Genomic DNA, 18,701 nt, shown 5'->3' with positions numbered 1-18,701 from the left:
CCGATGTGCCACGCGGCGTGATGCCGCGTGGCACGATTCGGATTACGGCTCGACCACCGTGAGCTGCGCCGGCGTGACCTTGCCGATGCCGCGCACCGCCGGCCGGTACATGTCCTCCACCAGCGGCGGCGGCACGGTGTAGGTGCCGGGCGTCACCGCACGCACCAGGTAGAACACGTGGGCGGCATCGCCGCGGCGCAGCTTGAGTGCGGCGGCGTAGCGGTCGTCGCGGTATTCCTCGTGCACGATGTCGGCCGCGTCGGTGTGCTGGTCGAGATCGATGCCGTCGATCACCACGCCTGCCCACTGCTGCGCGCCGCCGAGGTTGAGGTTCTCCACTTCCAGCCCGCCGGGCAACAGGTCGGTGACCAGCGCATCGGGCATGTCCATGCGCGCCTCGATGGTCAGCTCGACGATCAAAGTGTCGCCCTCCTTGAGCTTGTCGCCGTCCCACGGCTTGCCGTCGGTGGTGAAGTAGCTGCGGCGCACGTCGACCTGGCTGGCATCCGGCTCGGGTGCCTTCTGCGGGATGCCGGCCACGTCGAGCGTGGCGAACACCGTGGCCGTGCCGCTCGGCTGCACGGTGACGCCGCCGGCAAGTTCGGCCGCACTCAGATCGCGTGTCCAGAGGTGCTTGCCGGCGGGTGCCGGTTCGCTCTTGCCGCCGGCGCTGACGCTCACCGCCAGCGGCTGGTCGCTGGCCGCATCGAAGGCGCGCGCGACGCGGGCGATCGCCACCTGCTCCTGCGTGCTGAGGTACGACCACGACCAGTGGTAGTAGGGCACCTGCTGCTGGGTCGCGTGCTCGCGCGCGATGGCGTTGCGCGCCCAGTCGATCAGCTTGGCATCGTACTCGGGCCTGCTCATGCCGTAGCTGTGCGTGAGCGCGACCATCGTCGCCAGGTCGCGCAGGTCGGAACCGTAGTCGCCGACGTACCACGGCCGCTCCTTGGTCCAGGCGAACGCCTCGGCCACCGCCTTCTGCGCGCGCTCGTTGTCGCCCATCAGCTTCAGCGCGATGCCCAGATGCACCAGCGGCAGCGGGCCGACCAGCTTCTGCCGGTCGTTGTCGAAGATCGCGCGCAACGTGCCCAGCGGGGCGCGGTTGACGCGTGCCAGCACGAAGCCGGAATAGGCCTCGTCGGCGATGCGCAGGTGGTCGTGCTGCTCGTAGCTGTAGTACGGGTGACCGCCGGCGAGCAGGTCGTCGCTGAGCCGTTGCAGCGATTTCTGCAGCACGTCCTGCGGCACCGCGAAACCGGCGTCGCGCGCGTCGAGCATGAAGTCGACCACGTACGGCGTCATGAAGGTCTCGATCGGGCTGGTGCCGCCCCAGAAGCTGAAGTGGCCGTTGGCGGCCTGGAACGAGGCGATCCGCGCCAGCGCGCTCTCCACCGCCGCGTTGCGCGCGTCGTCGCTCTGCACCTGCGCACCCAGCGCCTTGGCCGTCTGGCCGTCCAGGATCAGGGCAGCATAACCCTTGCTGGTGGTCTGTTCGATGCACCCGTAGGGATACAGCAGCAGTGCGCGCAACGCGCTGTTGTACGGCAACGGGGGCAAGGTACTCAGGGTGAGCTGGGCGCGCACGGTAGTCGGCAACAGCCCCGCCGTGGCCGCCGCATCCAGATGCGCCGGCTTGCCGCCTTCGATCGCCATCGGCAGCGTGCGGATCAGCTCGGGCCACGCCGGCCGCACGGTGAACTCGAAGTGGCGGTCGACCTTGTAGTCGTTGAGCTCGGCGTGGATGTCCACCTTCGCCACCGCGACGCCGCCGGCCGCGGTGACCGGCAGGATCAGCGTGGTGCCGGCGCCGTCCTTCAACGGCACGCTGCGGCTGGCGTTGTCGATCTTGATCAGGCCATCGCCGGTGACGGTGACCTTGGCCACACCGTCCTTGCCGGACAGGTTCTTCAGGTCCAGGCTGATCTGCGCCTTGTCGCCCGCGGCCATCACCCGCGGCGTGCTCGGTTCCACCACCAGCGGCGCGCGCACGGTGACCGCCCCGTCCGCATTGCCGAAGCGCTCGTCAGTATAGGCCAGCGCGGCCAGGCGCAGGCTGCCGTTGAAATCCGGCACGTCGACCTGCAGCGCGGCGTTGCCGTGCGCATCGAACGCGACCGGACCGGTGAACAGGTCGACGATCTGCACCTTCGGATTGAGTCGCGCGCCATGCGGCAGGGCCTTGCCGCTCAGGTCGCCGCCGTAGCGCAGCTTCGCCTCGGCGCCGTCCATCGCCTCGATGATGCGGCTGTACAGATCGTAGGCATCGATGCCGAGCGCGCGCTTGGCGAACATCCACGCCCACGCGTCGGGCACTGGGTAATTGGTGATGTTGAGCACGCCCTGGTCGACCGCCGACAGCGTGACGTAGGCCTGCTTGCCGGCCAGTCCGCTCGCCTGCACCGTGACCTTGAGCGGATTGCCCGGACGCATCATCGCCGGCGCGCTGAGCTTCAGCGGAATGCGCCGATCGTTGCGATCCATCGTCACGTATTCGACGCCCATCGCGCGCGCCGGCGTGGTGTGCTCGTCCGCCTCGCCGCCGCGGAACACCAGCGCCACCACGTAGACGTCATGGCGCTCCCATTCCTTGGTCACCGGAATCTCGAACGTGGCGCCGGCCTTGGCATCGATGTTCCTGGTGTAGAGCAAGTGGTCGGATTCCACCAGCAGCACGCCGGGGCCGTCGTGCGGCGGCGTCACCGTGACCTTCATGGTGTCGCCGGCGCGGTAGCGCGCCTTGTCCAGCGCCAGCTTGACCTTGTCCGGTCGCGCCTCCTTGCCCAGGTTCTCGTCGTCCCAGCTGTAGCCGGCGAAGAACGGGAACACCGTGGTCAGCTTGGTCTCCGGGTCGTATACCTCGAGCCGGTAGCCGCCCCACTCGACCGGGAAATCGACCTGCGCGCGCTGGCCCGCGGCCACGTCGACGTCCTTCTCCTCGATCAGCTGCAGGCGCACGTCCGCGTTCGACTTCCAGTCGTCGCCGTGCTCGTACAGCCAGTAGAAATCGCGCAACTCGCGCTGCAGGCGCACCTTGAGGTGCGCGCCGGCCACCAGCTTGCCGTCGACATCGGCGCGCAGGATCTCGAAGCCGGCGCGACCTTCGCTCTCGGCACCCTGCTTCGGATCGAACAGCGGGCGCACGCCGACCAGTTGCGGCGCCGGCCAGTACACCCGCTTAAGCAGGCGGGTGACCGCGCGGCCACCGCTCTCGTACACGCTGCCGGAAAGCGTGGCGGCGAGTGGCGCCACCGGCTTCACGTCATCCGGCAGCTTGACCTCCTGCTCGAGCTGGCCCTGCGCATCCAGCTTCGCGTCAACCACGTCGTCGGCGCTCTTCGGCAAGTCGACCAGCGGATCACCGAAGAACGTGTCCGGCAGTGCGGCGAGCGGATGCACCTCGGGCGCCACCAGCAACTTGGCGGTGAAGCGGTTGCCGTCGGCCGGGGCACCGTACAGGTAGCTGGAAGCCACCTTCAACTTGAACGGCTCGTCCGGCAATAGCCGCGCCTGCGGGCTGGACAGATCCACCTTGAGGCGTTCGGGCAGGAACTCCTCGACGTGGAACGGGAACGCCTGCACCGCTTCCTTGCTGCCCGGGTCGAGGCGGAATTCCAGCTGCCACAGTCCGGTCGGCGCATCGGCCGGGATCGCCTGGCTCAGCTCGAAATAGTTGAGTTCGCGCGGCTCCAGCCGCTTGTCGACCAGGCTGCGGCCGTCCGGCTGCTTCAGCCGCACGAACAGCGGTTGCGCCTTCATCGGCTTGCCGTCGTAGTCGCGCAGCAATGCCGACGCGCGTAGCGTCTCGCCGGGGCGATACAGATCGCGTCCGGACCAGGCGAACACCTCGAATGGCGCCTGCTTGCGCCCGGTGATGTCGAAATTGGACACGTCCAGCGCGGGCCGGTTGAACGGCAATACCGAGACGTCCTTGCCATGACGTGCCACCAGCACGTCGGACGAGGCGACCTTGTAGGCGATCAGCGCATTGCCATTCGCGTCGGTGCTGGCCTTCAACTTGCTCTGGCCCGCCGCATCGCGGATCTCGATGTCGACGCCGCCGATCGGCGAACCATCGCGCAGCGAGGCGACAAGCAGCAGCGCGTTGTCGCGGTAGACGCGCAGGTGCAGGCCCAGGTCGCTGACGAAGAAGATCGCGGTGTCGTAGGAGCCCTTGAACGTGCCGCCGGCCTTGATCACCGCCATGTAGACGCCGGGCTCGGACAGCTGCTGCACGTTCTGCACCGGCAGGTAGGTCACGGTGCGCTCGTTGTCGTCGCCGCCCAGCGTGTAATGGTTGGCGTAGACCGAGTCGGCCAGTTCGGTCAACGGGCGCTTGATGCGCGCATCGTTCTTCCGGTCGCACAGGTCGTAGGGACTTTCCTCGTGGTCCAGCTCGTAGTTGCCGCGCTGCCCGTTGAGCGGATAGGCGCAGAAGAAGTCCGACAGGGCATCGTCGTGCACGCGGAAGAATTCGACATCGGCGTCATGCACGTTCACCGAGACCAGCGGCAACCCGCGCGTACCGTGCGCCGGCAGCACGTTGCCGCGCGAGGCGAAGCCGACCGCCGGTGGCATGCTGCCCGAATAGACGTCACGTTTCAGCTCATGGCCGAAGCTGCGGCCATCCGCCGCCAGCAGGCCGGCGTGCAACTGCACCGCGTAGTGCTGGTTCGCCTGCACGAATGGAAAGCTCAGCGTCTTGCCGTCGTCCTGCAGGCTCCAGCTGCCGGCGACCACCTCGCCATTCGGGCCGGTGACCGCAAGCTGCTGGTCGAAGGACTGCGCGGCAACCAGCATGGCATTGAAGCGCAAGGTCAGCGCAATGCGCGAATCGCGCGACTCCGAACCGGCAGAGACCAGCGTGAAGTCGGCCTTCGTCGGCTGGTGCACCGAGGCGCTGCTGGCCGGTACGCCCTGCAAGGCCGGCTTGCCTTGTTCCTGACCGCGGTGACAGGCCGCGATCGACATGCACAGCCCACACACAACGAAGACGCGCAGCATCGCGCTGCGCGAAAAGCACTCGATCGACGAACGTGACATGGAAACCTCTCCCTAGGCTTGCACAACAGTATCGCCGCTATTCATGGCAACGACGAGGCGCCGGCAGGGCAGCGTCATTTCAGAATCGGGGCGTCATCACGACAGCGGCAGCCGCGTCTCCTCACACCTGCCGTCCCAGCCAGTCGCCCAGTTGCATCAATACCTGGCTGCGCCCGGGCTCGGCTTCGTTGAACAGCTCGTGGTAGAGCGTGGAGAAAAACCGGGTGGTCAGCTTTCCGCTCGATGCCGCCTTTCTGGCAAAGGCGCGACTGCCGGATGGGTCGACCAGCGTGTCGCTGTCGGCCACCAGCAGCAGGGTCGGCACCGCCAGCGTGGCTGCATCGGCGATGCAAGCGGCACCGGCGCGGAAGATGAAGTCGGCCAGCCGCGGCGTGATCCAGCCGGTGCGCAGCGGATCGTCGCGGTAGGCCGCCGCCACTTGTGGATCATGCGACAGCTGGTCGAACTTCAACCCGTTGCGCAGCGGCAGTCCGGGCAGCAGGCGACTCAGCAGCCGGGCCAGGCGCACCATCGCTGCGGATTCCCAACTGCGCAGCGCCGGCGAGGACAACAGCAGCGCCGGTGGCGTGACGCGGCCATCCAGCACGGTACGCGCGGCCACCAGGCCGCCCATGCTGTGGCCGAGCAGCAGCGGCGCATGCGGCAGGCTGTTGGCGTAATCGTTGTAGACCGTGGCCAGGTCCTCCAGCAGGTCGTCGGCATGGCGCAGTGCCCCGCGCTGGCCTGGCGTTTTCCCGTGGCCGCGCTGGTCGTAGCTGCGCACCGCGTAACCGCGCTGGTTGAACCATTGCGCGAGTTGTCGATAGCGGCCGCTGTGCTCGCCCAGCCCGTGCACGACCAATACCGCGCCGCGCGCCTGCGGTTTCGGCCAGTCGCGCAGGAACAGCTGCTGGCCATCGGCCATCGTCAGCCAGGCCTCTTCACCGCCGTCAACTGCCGCCTGCCCGTGTTGCACCGATGGTTCCCGCCATTGCACGTCTGCACCTGCTCCGAATGTCCGCGCGTTACCTGCCGAGATCGCCCACAAGCTGCCGGTGTCGGCACGACCGCCGTGACCGCCACCGGCGTCCGCTCAATGCTCCACGACCCGCATGTCCTTCATCAACAGGTCGAGCCTGCTTTTCATTTCCGGCTGCGGATGCGTGCCGGCAGCGCCGTAGAAGGCGGTGTACAGCAGCGCCCCCGACTTGTCGCCGGAGCTGCCCGGGGTCATCACGGCATTGATCTTCATCAAGTCGTCTTCCTGGCGTGCCTGGCCGTTGTAGGGATACTGGCGCTGCGACAGCTTCTGCCAGCGGCTGGCCAGATCCTCGTCCAACCCGGCCGGCGGCGCCACGTAGCGCTGGATGTTGACGTTGTCATGGTCGTCGGAAGCCGTCGTTTTCCAGACATTCACGTCCGCCACGTCCCAGACCGGCTGGTCCTTGTCCATCATGAAGCTGAAGCCGAGCCACAGCAGGCTGTCCGGCGCGATGGTCTGCACCTCGGGGGTGTAAGAAAAGGCTACCCGCTGCGACGCGTAGCTGAAGCGGTGGCCGTAGTCGAAGTCGATATGGATGTTCTTGAACGCGGCCGGCTGCAGCGCGGGCAGTTTCAGGAAATCCTTCCACTGCGCCAGGTTCCCCTGGTAGGTGAGATAGATGAAGCTGCTGAGCTGGTCCATGTCCAGCCTCGCGTCGTGCTCGTTGGAGGCCTGCACCAGCCGCGACAACATCACGCAGCCGTCCGGCGTGGGCAGGGAATACACCACGACCAGCGCATTGGCGTAGGGCAACGGCCAGACCTCGACGCTCCAAGGGCGCTGCCAGCGATCGATGTGCACCGCTTCGGATCTCGGTTTGCCGAGCGAAGTGACCTTGATCTTCTCGCCGGCGAAATCGCGCTGGAAGATGCCGGTCTTGACCAGCAGATCCATGCGCAGCTTCGCGTCGCCATAGAACTTCGCCGCATCGACACCGTCCGGCCGGCGCAGGCGGAACAACCCGTCGTGGGCCACCGCGCCGATATCCACGTAACCGTTGCCGTCCAGCACGTAGTGCTGCGCCCGGCCACCTGCAAATCCCCATTCGCCATCGCTGCCGCGCGCGATCAGCGAAGGAAAGCCGTCGAGCCGCGCCCTCCGGTACAGCAGGCGCGCGGAGCCCGCGCCGTGCGGGAACAAATTGGCGGATTCCCTGGCGAGCAGCGCCTTCTGCTGCGCATCCTCGTAGGCATCGAAGCGCGCCTGGTACTCGCGGTAGAAATCGTGCAGGTTCATCGGCAGCGCGAACTGCATCTTGAACACGCCGTTCTGCGGCGCCTCGAACAGGTCGAGCTGGTAGGCCACGCGGGTGTCCGCGACAGCCAGATGATCCGGCGCATTCAACACCATGCCGATCGGCAGGGCATAGTTGAGGTTCTCGTTCGCCGACTTCATCAACACGATGCCGATGACCTTGCCGTCCTTGTCGAGCAGCGGGCCGCCGCTGTTGCCGGGCGAGGCCGCCGCCGAGAAGCGCATCCACTTCCAGCGGCCGTCCTGGTCCTCCGGCGTATCGGATGTATAGAGGCCGTCGCGGATCACCACGCCCGTGCCCAGCGCATTGCCGACGGCGTAGACCACCTCGTTCAACGCCGGCTTCACGTTGACCTCGAACGCGGTGGCCGCCGCAGGCTGCTCCACGAGCGAGAACACCATGAAATCCTGCTGCAGCGAAAATTTCTCGATCTTGTCTATGGCATAGACATGGCCGCTGGCGTCGCGCAGCGCGGGCTCGCCCCACAGGCTGTCGATACCGATCTGCAGCACGTGCGCCGCAGTGACATAGCGGTTGTTGCCCAGCGCGAAAGCTGTACCAATCGAGTAATACTTGTCGTTGCGTTCCTGGAACGGCAGCAACTCCATCGGCAGCGCCTTTTCGTAGGTCAGCGGATCGTTGACCGGCTTGGCCGCCACCACTTCGAACGTGGCCGCCTGGATCTTCGGCAGCACGGCCGGATCGAGGCTGGCGGCATGGGCCACCCCGCCGCACAGTACCGCCAGCGCAAGCCATGCCAGGCAGCCCAGCGCCAGCACCCGTGAACCGGGCTTGCGCAGAATCATTTGCAGTACGTACATGAGAGTCCTTCGCATGAAGGCCGCGCCGGATTCCCCGACGGGGCCCCTGACCTGCGACGGCCGAGCGTGAATATTGACATGCCGCGACGGCGCTTGCACCGCTGCCTGCGGCGGATTTCGTGGCGAATTGCAGGATCTGAGATGGGCCCCATATATGATCCGTCGACCCACCCCTGCCGCAGCGCGAATAGTCACCTATGCGCCTGGATTCCTGCCCGCTGGACGATTTCCACCCGGCCATTGCCGCCTGGTTTCGGCGCACCTTCGCCTCGCCGACCGCGGCGCAGGCGGGGGCGTGGCCGTCGATCCGCGCCGGCAACCACACCCTGGTCGCCGCCCCTACCGGTTCGGGCAAGACGCTGACCGCCTTCCTTGCCGCGATCGATGCACTGGTGCGCGAAGGCGTGGCACATGGCGGCGTACTGGCGGACGCCACCACGGTGGTCTACGTGTCGCCATTGAAGGCGCTGTCGAACGACATCCATATCAATCTGGAAGCGCCGCTGGAAGGCATCCGCGCCGAACTGGAGAAGCTCGGCCTGCCCGACGTGGCGATCCGTACCGCCGTGCGCACCGGCGACACACCACAGGTGGAACGCAACCTGCTGCGCAAGCAGCCGCCGCACATCCTGGTGACCACGCCGGAGTCGTTGTACGTGCTGCTCGGCTCGGACTCCGGCCGCGCGATGCTGGCCGGCACGCGCACGGTCATCGTCGACGAGATCCACGCCATCGCCGGCAGCAAGCGCGGATCGCATCTGGCGCTGTCGCTGGAGCGGCTGGAGTCGCTGTGCCAGCGGCGGTTGTTGCGGGTCGGGCTGTCGGCGACGCAGAAGCCCATCGAGATGGTCGCCGACTTCCTGGTCGGCGCGGCTGCTTGCGTTCTCCCATCGGGAGACAAATCGGCAGGACTGCCGCTTTGCACGGCCGACGCCGCCCGCAAGGTGACGCGCAAGGATGCGCCGGATGAAGGTGCCCGCAGCGCGGATGGGGATTCGGTGTCTGCGGCACTCATCGCTTCGCCCGAACCTCCACCCCAGCCCCGCTCCCAAAGGGAGCGGGGCTTGAAGAGCCCATGCACCATCATCGACGTGGGCCACACGCGCACGCGCGACCTCGCCATCGAGGTGCCGCCGGTGCCGCTCGAAGCGGTCATGTCGAACGACTGCTGGGAGCTGGTCTATGACCGGCTCGCCCAGCTGGTGCAGGCGCATCGCACCACCCTGGTCTTCGTCAACACGCGGCGGATGGCCGAACGCGCGGCGCGGTATCTGTCCGAGCGGCTCGGCAAGGAAACCGTCGCCGCCCATCACGGCAGCCTGGCAAAGGAACTGCGGCTGGACGCCGAGCAACGGCTCAAGCGTGGCGAACTGTCGGTACTGGTGGCGACCGCCTCGCTGGAGCTGGGCATCGACATCGGCGACGTCGACCTAGTCTGCCAGCTCGGCTCGCCGCGTTCGATCGCCGCGTTCCTGCAACGCGCCGGCCGTTCCGGCCACAGCATCGACGGCACCCCGAAGGCGCGGCTGTTCCCGGCCACCCGCGACGACCTGATCGAATGCACGGCATTGCTGGATTGTGTCCGCCGCGGCGAACTGGATGCGCTGATCCTGCCGCCGCAGCCGCTCGACGTGCTGGCCCAGCAGATCGTCGCCGAAGTCGCCTGCCAGGCATGGGACGAGGACGCGCTGTACGAGCTGGTACGCCGCGCGCATCCGTACCGCGATCTCGTGCGCACCGATTTCGATGCGGTGGTGCGCATGCTGGCCGAAGGTTTCACCACCCGGCGCGGCGCCCGCGCGGCATACATCCATCGCGACGCCGTGCATCGCCAGTTGCGCGCACGCCGCGGCGCGCGACTCACTGCGCTGACTTCGGGTGGCACCATTCCCGACACCGCCGACTACAAGGTGGTGCTGGAGCCGCAGGCGATCATCGTGGGCACGGTGAACGAGGACTTCGCGGTCGAGAGCATGGCCGGCGACATCTTCCAGCTAGGCAACACCAGCTATCGGATCCAGCGCGTCGAGCGCGACCGCCTGCGCGTGGAGGACGCCCGCGGCGCGCCGCCGAGCATTCCGTTCTGGCTTGGCGAAGCGCCGGGACGCAGCAAGGAGTTGTCGTTCGGCGTATCGCGGCTGCGAGACGAGATCTCTGCGCGGCTGGATGACGCTGGTGTGCCAGCCGCGGTGGCATGGCTTTCCGATCAACTCGGCTTGGGCGAGGCGGCTGCGCAGCAGCTGGTCGATTACCTGGCCCGCGCGAAGGCCGCACTCGGCGTGCTGCCGAGCCAGCACACGCTGGTGCTGGAACGCTTCTTCGACGAGTCCGGCGGCACCCAGCTGGTGATCCACACGCCATGGGGCAGCCGCATCAATCGCGCGTGGGGGCTGGCGTTGCGCAAGCGCTTCTGCCGCCAGTTCAATTTCGAACTGCAGGCGGCGGCGACCGAGGATGCGATCGTGCTTTCGCTGTCGACCAGCCACAGCTTTCCGCTGGAGGAAGTCGCCCATTACCTGCATTCGAACACCGCCGAACACGTGTTGATCCAGGCCCTGCTCGATGCCCCGCTGTTCCCCGCGCGCTGGCGCTGGAACGCGGTGACTGCCCTGGCGCTGCCGCGCTTTACCGGCGGCAAGAAGACGCCGCCGCCATTGCAGCGCATGAAGAGCGAGGACCTGCTTGCCGCGGTGTTTCCCGATCAGGTCGCCTGCCTGGAAAACATCGTGGGCGAGCGCGAGGTGCCGGATCATCCGCTGGTCAACCAGACCATGCACGACTGCCTGCGCGAGGCGATGGACGTGGATGGCCTGCTGCAGATCCTGCGTGGGCTTGAGAGCGGCGAGATCAACGTGATCGCGCGCGACCTCACCGGACCGAGTCCGCTCGCCGCCGAAGTATTGAATGCCGCACCGTATGCCTTTCTCGACGACGCTCCGCTGGAGGAACGCCGCACCCAGGCGGTGCAAACACGCCGCTGGAATGACGGCGACAGCGCCGATGACCTGGGCCGGCTCGATCCCGAAGCGATTGCTGCCGTGCGTGATGAAGCGTGGCCGCAAGTGCGCGACGCGGACGAGATGCACGAAGCACTGACCTTGCTGGGCTTCGTCACTGCCGACGAAGTGGCGGCCAATCACGGTTGGAGCGAGCGACTGCAGGTACTGGCCAGGAACTGCCGCGCAACCTTGCTTACCGTCGAAAGACGGATCTGGACATCCGCGGAGAAGTTGCCGCTGTGGCAGACCCTGCATCCGTCCGCGTCGATGCAACCGGCGATCAGCGCCCCCGCCGAATACGCCGCACAAGCATGGACGCGCGAAGATGCACTGCTGGAACTGGTACGCCATCGCCTCGGCGGACTCGGCCCAGTCACCGTGGCGGCACTGGCCCGTTCGCTGGCAGTCGAAGCAAGCGACGTCGAACACGCCCTGCTCCGCCTGCAGTCCGAAGGCTATGTAATGCAGGGTCGCTTCACCGCCGACGTGACCACTACGGAATGGTGCGAGCGGCACCTGCTGGCACGCATCCATCGCTACACCCTCGGGCGGCTGCGCCGCGAGATCGAGCCGGTCAGCCGGCGCGAGCTGATGCGCTTCCTGTTCGATTGGCAACATGTTTCAGCGCCGACCCGACTGAGCGGACCGGATGCGCTGAGCGCCACGCTGGCGCAACTGGAAGGTTTCGAGGCAGCCGCTGGCGCCTGGGAGGCGGAGATCCTGCCGGCGCGCATCAACGATTATTCGATCAGCTGGCTGGACGAACTGTGTCGTGCCGGACGAATCAGCTGGGGGCGACTGCGTGCCGGCAGTGGCGGCGGCAGTGGCCCGCTGCGCAGCACGCCGATCGTGCTGCTGCCACGTCGCAACATGCATGTGTGGACGTCCATCGCGTCGGCCGAGAACGCCCAGGACATTCTGCTGTCATCACGCGCCCAGGCCGTCGCCGATGCGCTGCGCGAGCAAGGCGCGTTGTTCTTCGACGAACTGCTCGGCGTCACCCATCTGCTGCGCGCCGAACTGGAGGACGCGCTGGGCGAACTGGTCGCCGCCGGCCGTGTCAGCGCGGACAGCTTCGCCGGCCTGCGCGCCCTGCTGCTGCCGGCGGCGAAGCGCGATGCCGGCCGGCATCGTCGTTTGCGCCGGCATCTGCTCAACGGCATTGAAGATGCCGGACGTTGGTCGTTGACGCGCAGCAGCTGCGGGATCAAAGCCGATCCCGCAGCGATCGAACACATCGCGCGCACCCTGCTGCGCCGCTATGGCGTGGTGTTCTGGAAACTGCTGGAGCGCGAGGCGCCCTGGCTGCCGTCATGGCGCGAGTTGCTGTGGGTGTACCGCCGGCTGGAGGCGCGCGGCGAAATCCGCGGCGGTCGTTTCATCGAAGGATTGGTCGGCGAGCAGTTCGCCCTGCCCGAGGCGATCGCACCGCTGCGCGCGGTGCGCCAGCGCGCGGACGACGGCGAACTGGTCTGCCTCAGCGGCTGCGATCCGCTTAATCTGGTCGGCACCGTGCTGGTCGGCGACAAGGTGCCGGCGCTGAGCGGCTCGCGCGTGCTGTACCGTGATGGCATGGCGGTCGCTGCCTTGGCCGGCGGCAAGGTCACGCCGTTGGTCGAGTTGTCCAGCGTCGAAATCCAGACCGCGAAACAGGCCTTGTTGCGCCATCCACCGTCGCTGCCCGACACATTGACCTCGATGCACTGAGAGGATCGGTCCGATGGGCTGCCTGCCTTTGCTGCTTTTGTTTCCGCTGGGCTTCGGCGTGGGCTATGCGATCGCCGGCCACGCCGGCGCCTTGTGGGGCGCCGGCGTCGGGTTTCTGCTCGGCCTGCTGGCGATGGGCCTGTTCATCAAGGCACTGCGCGGCCGGCGCCAGTGACGTCGAAGCTCGAGATGGATGCACTGCCGATCCAGCGCGTGGACGATCGGCCACCACAGCGCCATTCACACCACCGCATAGGCCAACGGCGCGCATGCGCAGACTGCGGCGCCATCCAGCCGGCGCGAGGATGTGTTCACGACTTCGGCGTGCCCGGCATCGGGGCCACCCGGTCCAGTGCGTACAGCGGGCCGTCGATCGGCGCGGTGAAGATCAGGCACAGCGCGTGCTCGCCCTGCTGCGCGGGCATGGCCGCATCGAGCGTGAAGCGACGTGCGACGTGCGCCGGATCCGGCAGCGGCAGCGTGGCCAGCACCGGCCCGTCACACTGATCCTGATGCACCACCAGTTCGCCGAACGGCGTGCCGTGCGGACGCGACACCACCAGCTTCGCCTCATGCGCCAGCGCGTAGTTGCGCTCAAGCCGCACGGCCTCGACGTGGATCGTCGCGACGCCATCCATAGGCGTGGCCGGATACAGCTGGCAGCTGTTGAACACATTGATGCTGTACACCGGCGCCAGCGAAGTGGCGTCGGGCATCGGCTGCACGCGCAGGCGGAAATCGCTGCCCGGGCAGTTCGGCATCTGGTTGCCGTCGACGCTGAGCAGGCCGGCCCGATCCAGCACACGCTGGCTTGGCGTGGCCAGCACCGTGCCGTCGCTGGCGAGCGTCGCTGCACGTACCGTCACCGGCAAGGTCACTTCGAAAGGTGCCTGGTAAGTCGGCGCATGCCGGTCGGGCGCGCGGCCGTCCAGGGTGTAATGCAGCTCACCGAAACCAGCCTGATTGGATAGCGTGACTCGCGTCGTTCCGCTGGCCAACGCGGCAGCGCGATCTATCTTGATGTCCGGTGCGAACGCACTGTCGGCATAGCCGATGTCCTGCGCGCGATAGCGCGCGAACTGCGCCTGCAGCCGGCCGAGGAACCCATGCCAGTCGCGCGAGGCGGCTGGCGACCAATCCACTTCGCTCAACGCGTCCAGCCGCGGGAACACCGCATGCTCGACATGCTTCATCGTCGGCATGTGCTCGGTCCACATGTTCGCCTGCGCGCCCAGCACATGCCGCGCCTGCGCCGCGTCGAGCTCCTTCGGCACCGGCTCGAACGCGTACACGCTGGCCAGATCGCGCACGGGCATGCGCCCGGCGGTCTCGTCGACACGATCGCTTTGCAGCTGGTCGAAATACAGGTCGGGCGCGGGCGACAGCACCACGTCATGCCCCTGCTGCGCCGCCTTGATCGCGCCCTTGCTGCCGCGCCACGACATCACCGTGGCATCGGCCGGCACGCCGCCGTCGAGGATCTCGTCCCAGCCCACCAGCCGCCGGCCGTGCGCGGCGAGGTACTGGCCGATGCGGTTGATGAACCAGCCTTGCAGCGCGTCCTCGTCCTTCAAGCCCAGCGCGTGCATCTTCGCCTGCACCGCGGGCGAAGCCTGCCACTGGTCCTTGACCGCCTCGTCGCCGCCGACATGGATGTACTTCGACGGGAACAGCGCCATCACCTCGTCGAGCACGTGGTCGATGAAATCGAAGCTGCCGTCGTCCACGTTGTACAAGTAGGGATTGACGCCCCAGTCGACCGAGACCGCAGGTCGCTTGCCGGTCACGCCTATCTGCGGGTACGCCGCCACCGCGGCCTGCGCATGCCCCGGCATGTCGATCTCCGGTACCACCGTGATGTAGCGCGACGCGGCATAAGCGACGACCTGGCGAATCTGATCCTGCGTGTAGAAACCGCCATAGCGCATCGGCTCGCCGTCGCGCCCGGCATCCGGCGGCGTGCGCCAGCCGCCGACGCGGGTGAGCTCGGGATAACGCTTGATCTGGATGCGCCAGCCCTGGTCGTCGGTGAGGTGCCAATGAAAGACGTTGAGCTTGTGCTGGGCCATCTGGTCGAGCAGCCGCTCGATCTCTGCCACCGACTGGAAGTGCCGCGCCGAATCCAGCATCAGGCCACGCCAGCCGAAACGTGGCCGGTCGCGGATATGCATGCCCGGCAATTGCACCGCGCCATGCTGCGCATCGGGGGTGAGCAGTTGCCACAGCGTCACGGCGCCATAGAACAACCCGGCGTCACCCCGCGCGCTGATCTCGATGCGCTGTGGCGTGACGTCCAGTGCGTAGCCTTCGCGATCGGCCACCGGCGCGTGCGGATCCAGTCGCAATACGATGGCGTGCTCGACAGCCTCGCCGCGATGCACCGGCAGCTGCAGGCCACGCATGCGCGCGAGCAGGCCGGCGAGATAGTCCGCGGCATGCCGGGTCGAGCCGCTACGGTCGGCGGCCACGATCGGGGTGTGCTCATCGACGGTGAAACGACCCTCGCCGGCAGCGATCTGCGCCGGCAACGGAATCAGTGGATGCGGTGCCGCCTCGTCCGCATGCGTGGCGCATGCAGGCCCCGCCAGCAGGGCGGCTGTCGTCAACAGCAGGTATCCGCACAGTGGCAGGAACGGGCGGCGTGTCATCGGCAGTCTCCAGCGCAGGCGTCGCAGCATGCCATGCGCGACTGCGCAGACGCCTCAAAAAAAAGACGGGCCCGGAAAGTGTCACAGGGCCCGTTCGGGGAGGATGCGAAGCCGTCCATGGCCCGCGGTGATGCGCTAGCGGATCAGAGCTTGAAGTTCACGCTGAGGTAGTACTGGCGACCGTTCTGGTAGAACGCCTCGGGTGCCTTGCCGAAGCCCAGACCGGCCTGGTAGCCGTAGACGTAGTAGTGCAGCTTCGGGTTGTTGAGGTTCATCGCATCGAACGAGAAGCTCACGTGGTCGTTGAGCGTGTAGCCGGCGGAGAGCGACAGGTAGCCCGTGCCGGCCTGGTAGTACGGCAGCAGCGGCATGGTATTGCTCTGCCCCGTGACCGCGTTGGACAGGGTGCCGGCCTGGACCGGCATCATGCCGTCGTAGAACGAGGAGCGGTACGTGTAGTTGATGCGCGCGTTCCAATGCTTGTCTTCGTAGAACGCCGACACGTTGGCGGTGCTCTTCGAGGTGCCATACAGCGGACGGCTGCCGGCCGCCACGTTGTTGGCGAAGGTGCCGTCGGCGTTGTACAGGTAGGTGCCGCCCGACGAATGGCCGTTGGCATAGGTGTAGCTGACCTGCGTGCCGAAGTGCTCGCCGATCGGCTGCACCCAGTTCAGCTCCACGCCCTTCAGGGTGCCGTTGACGTTCACCGGCTGGCTGATCAGGTACTGGCTGTAGATCGGCGCGCCAGTGGGATTGTTGGTCTGGTTGAAGGTCAGGTAACTGTTGAGGTAGGTGCGGGTGACCGTGCCGTAGTCGTAGTAGTTGTTGAGATCCATCGCATACACGCTGGCCGACAACAGGCCACGCGGCGCGAAGTACCACTCCAGCGACGCATCGAAGTTGGTGGACACCAGCGGCTTCAGTTCCGGGTTCGGGCCGAGGCCCGCGCCCATGGAACCCGCGACCTCCGGATCGCTGAGCGTCAGGAAGCCGGCCAGCTGGCCGTAATCCTGGCGGGTCAGCGTCTGCGAGGCGGCGAAGCGCGCCAGCAGGCTGCCATCGTCGTTGAGGTTGAACTTCAGGTTGAAGCTCGGCAGCGCCTTGGTGTAGTGGGCCTTGTAGAAGTTCCAGTACCAGCCGCCGGAGCCATCCGTGCCGCATGGATACCACGGCGAATTGCAGTAGGGGCCGGTATTGTCGGGTTCCTGGATCGAACCGGCGGTGTAGCCGATGTCCTCATTCGTACCCACCAGGCGGACGCCCGCGTTGCCGCTCCAGTTGGTGCCGGCGAAGTTGACCTGCAGGTACGCCGCCTTGTTCGTCTCCGTCATCTGGTAGATGTCGTTCGGATAGAAACGCGAGGCGGGCCCGCTGCTGGCGCGGTTGGCGTAGGTGGCATCCAGCTGGGCCAACTGGGCCGGCGTCCAGTACCAGACACTGCCGAGGCCGCTGGCCAAGGGATTGGTGTAGCTCTGGGTGCTGGCCGGCCACAGGGTCGAGTTCGGGCTGAAATTGATGGCCGAGGCCCAGTTGGGGCCTTGGCTGATCGCAAACAGGCTGTCGTGCGTGTGGCGCGAATCGCGGATGCCGAACTGCAGCGAGGACAGCGCGCCGGCATCGTCGAAGTCGTACTCGCCGTCAGCCGTGAACCAGTTTTCCTTGTCCACCACGTGGATGCCCTGGTCGCCGAAGATCCAGTCCAGACCCACGGTGGCCGGGTTGTAGACGCCGTTGTTGCCGCCCAGCGACACGCCCAGCGGCGAGTTCAGGCCATGCATCGAATAGCTGGAGGACTCGCCGTAGCCGGTGTCCATCTCCATGATGTCCTGCACCGGGGTGTTGCCGGTGCCCTTGGTGGTGCCGAGCTGGAACTTGAAGTTCAGGTTCCGCGTGGCCTGCCAGTCGGCATTCAGCGTGAAGTACTGGCTGGACTCGCTCTCGCCCGGACGCGAGATCATGTCGTAGATGCCCTGCGACAGGCCCGGCGCACCGGCCAACGTGGCGCCGGTGAGGATGTTGCCGTCGATCGTGTAGTTGGACAGCGTGCTGGTCGGCACGCGGTCGCGCAGGCGCAGCATGTAGTTGCGGTTGTAGTCGCTGGCGTCCATGTGGGAATAGAAGCCATCGAGGTTGAAGGTCAGGTTGTCCAGCGGCTTCCACTCGAGGTCGATCGAGCCGCCCTTGCGCTTGCGCTCCTGGGTGAACAGCACGGAGCCCGGCAGGTTCGGGTAGAACACGCCGGTGCTGCCCGAGGCATGGTTGGGCAGGCCCAGCTGCGTGGCGGCTGCCGAACCGGTGGGGATGTACGAGTAGCCCAGCATTTCCTGGCCATCGCGCTGCAACTCGCGGACCTCGTAGAAGCCCTGGGCCAGGATGCCGAAGGTGTTGTCGTCGTTCTTCCAGTTGACCAGGCCGTTGAATTGCGGCTTGGTGGTGCCGGGCAGGCTGGAGTACACGCCACCCACGCTGGCTTCGGCGGAGAACGGCTTGGAGAACTCCAGCGGCTTGCGCGTGATGATATCGATGGTGCCGGCGGCGCCGCCTTCGAGCAGGCTGGCCTCGGAGGTCTTGTGCACCACCACCTGGCTGACGATTTCCGACGGCAGCATGGCATAGCTGACGCTGCGGGTGCCGCCGCCACCGGTGATGAACCAGTCGCCCGAGCCGATGTTGTGGCCGTCCACCGTGGTCAGGGTGAGCGAAGGCGCGCTGCCGCGCAGGCTGGCGCGGTCGGCTTCGTCGAAGCCGCCTTCGGAGCCCGCCGCATCGGAGATGTTCACGCCCGGCAGCTGCGCGATGGTGTCTGCCACGTTCTTGGCCGGCAGCTTGCCGATGTCCACGGCGGACACCACCTCGACGTGCGAGTCGGCATCCTTCTTGGTGTCCAGCGACAGCGCCTGGCTCTCGCGAAGGCCGGTGACCATCACCGTGCCCAGCGTCTTGGCCTGCTGTCTGGCCTTGGCCTGATCCAGCTTGCTCTGGCTGGTGGCGCTAGTGCTGCTGCTTGCCTGATCGCTGTCTTGCGCGAACAAGGTGCCGGAGACGCACAGACCCGTGATGATGCTGGCGGCTAGCAATGTCTTGCGGTAATTCATGATGTCCTCCCCTCAGAGGCTGGCTCGAATCAGGACCGGCATGACGCCGGTCGTGGATTTTTTGTGGCGGTTGGCTTGGCGCCGTGTCACT

The 18,701-nt window shown here is 66.8% G+C and carries 7 protein-coding genes; 2 read left to right on the top strand and 5 right to left on the bottom strand.

Features of this window, described 5'->3' with window-relative positions; genetic code table 11:
- Positions 1–42: 42 nt before the first annotated feature.
- The 3 genes from B0E46_RS14205 to B0E46_RS18035 form a co-directional block, all read right to left on the bottom strand.
- Complete coding sequence (locus B0E46_RS14205; protein ID WP_077556431.1) at positions 43–5,043, bottom strand: alpha-2-macroglobulin; 5,001 nt, start codon at positions 5,041–5,043, stop codon at positions 43–45.
- Positions 5,044–5,164: 121 nt separating this feature from the next.
- The gene (locus tag B0E46_RS14200; protein WP_077556440.1) at positions 5,165–5,968 is read right to left on the bottom strand and encodes an alpha/beta hydrolase; all 804 of its coding nucleotides are present in this window, start codon (positions 5,966–5,968) and stop codon (positions 5,165–5,167) included.
- 168 nt (positions 5,969–6,136) lie between these two features.
- The gene (locus B0E46_RS18035) at positions 6,137–8,161 is read right to left on the bottom strand and encodes a trypsin-like peptidase domain-containing protein (protein WP_305775362.1); all 2,025 of its coding nucleotides are present in this window, start codon (positions 8,159–8,161) and stop codon (positions 6,137–6,139) included.
- Positions 8,162–8,358: 197 nt separating this feature from the next.
- Here B0E46_RS18035 and B0E46_RS14190 point away from each other — a divergent pair, with 197 nt between their 5' ends.
- Both B0E46_RS14190 and B0E46_RS17770 read left to right on the top strand, forming a co-directional pair.
- A complete protein-coding gene (locus B0E46_RS14190) occupies positions 8,359–12,867 on the top strand; it encodes a DEAD/DEAH box helicase (RefSeq protein ID WP_077556430.1) in 4,509 nt (1,502 codons plus the stop codon).
- Between the two features lie 13 nt (positions 12,868–12,880).
- Complete coding sequence (locus B0E46_RS17770) at positions 12,881–13,042, top strand: hypothetical protein (RefSeq protein ID WP_168171215.1); 162 nt, start codon at positions 12,881–12,883, stop codon at positions 13,040–13,042.
- 136 nt (positions 13,043–13,178) lie between these two features.
- Here the strand turns inward: B0E46_RS17770 and B0E46_RS14185 are convergent, their stop codons facing one another.
- Together B0E46_RS14185 and B0E46_RS14180 are read right to left on the bottom strand one after the other, a co-directional pair.
- Complete coding sequence (locus B0E46_RS14185; RefSeq protein WP_077556438.1) at positions 13,179–15,515, bottom strand: family 20 glycosylhydrolase; 2,337 nt, start codon at positions 15,513–15,515, stop codon at positions 13,179–13,181.
- Positions 15,516–15,658: 143 nt separating this feature from the next.
- Positions 15,659–18,610 (bottom strand): TonB-dependent receptor, encoded by a 2,952-nt coding sequence (locus B0E46_RS14180; RefSeq protein WP_077556429.1) that lies wholly within the window; start codon positions 18,608–18,610, stop codon positions 15,659–15,661.
- Positions 18,611–18,701 lie beyond the last annotated feature (91 nt).

It is taken from the genome of Rhodanobacter sp. B04, from assembly GCF_002001125.1.
In the GTDB taxonomy this organism is placed as follows: Bacteria; Pseudomonadota; Gammaproteobacteria; order Xanthomonadales; family Rhodanobacteraceae; genus Rhodanobacter.
Note: the sequence above shows the minus strand (reverse complement) of the source record. Positions and strands in the feature narration are given on the sequence as shown.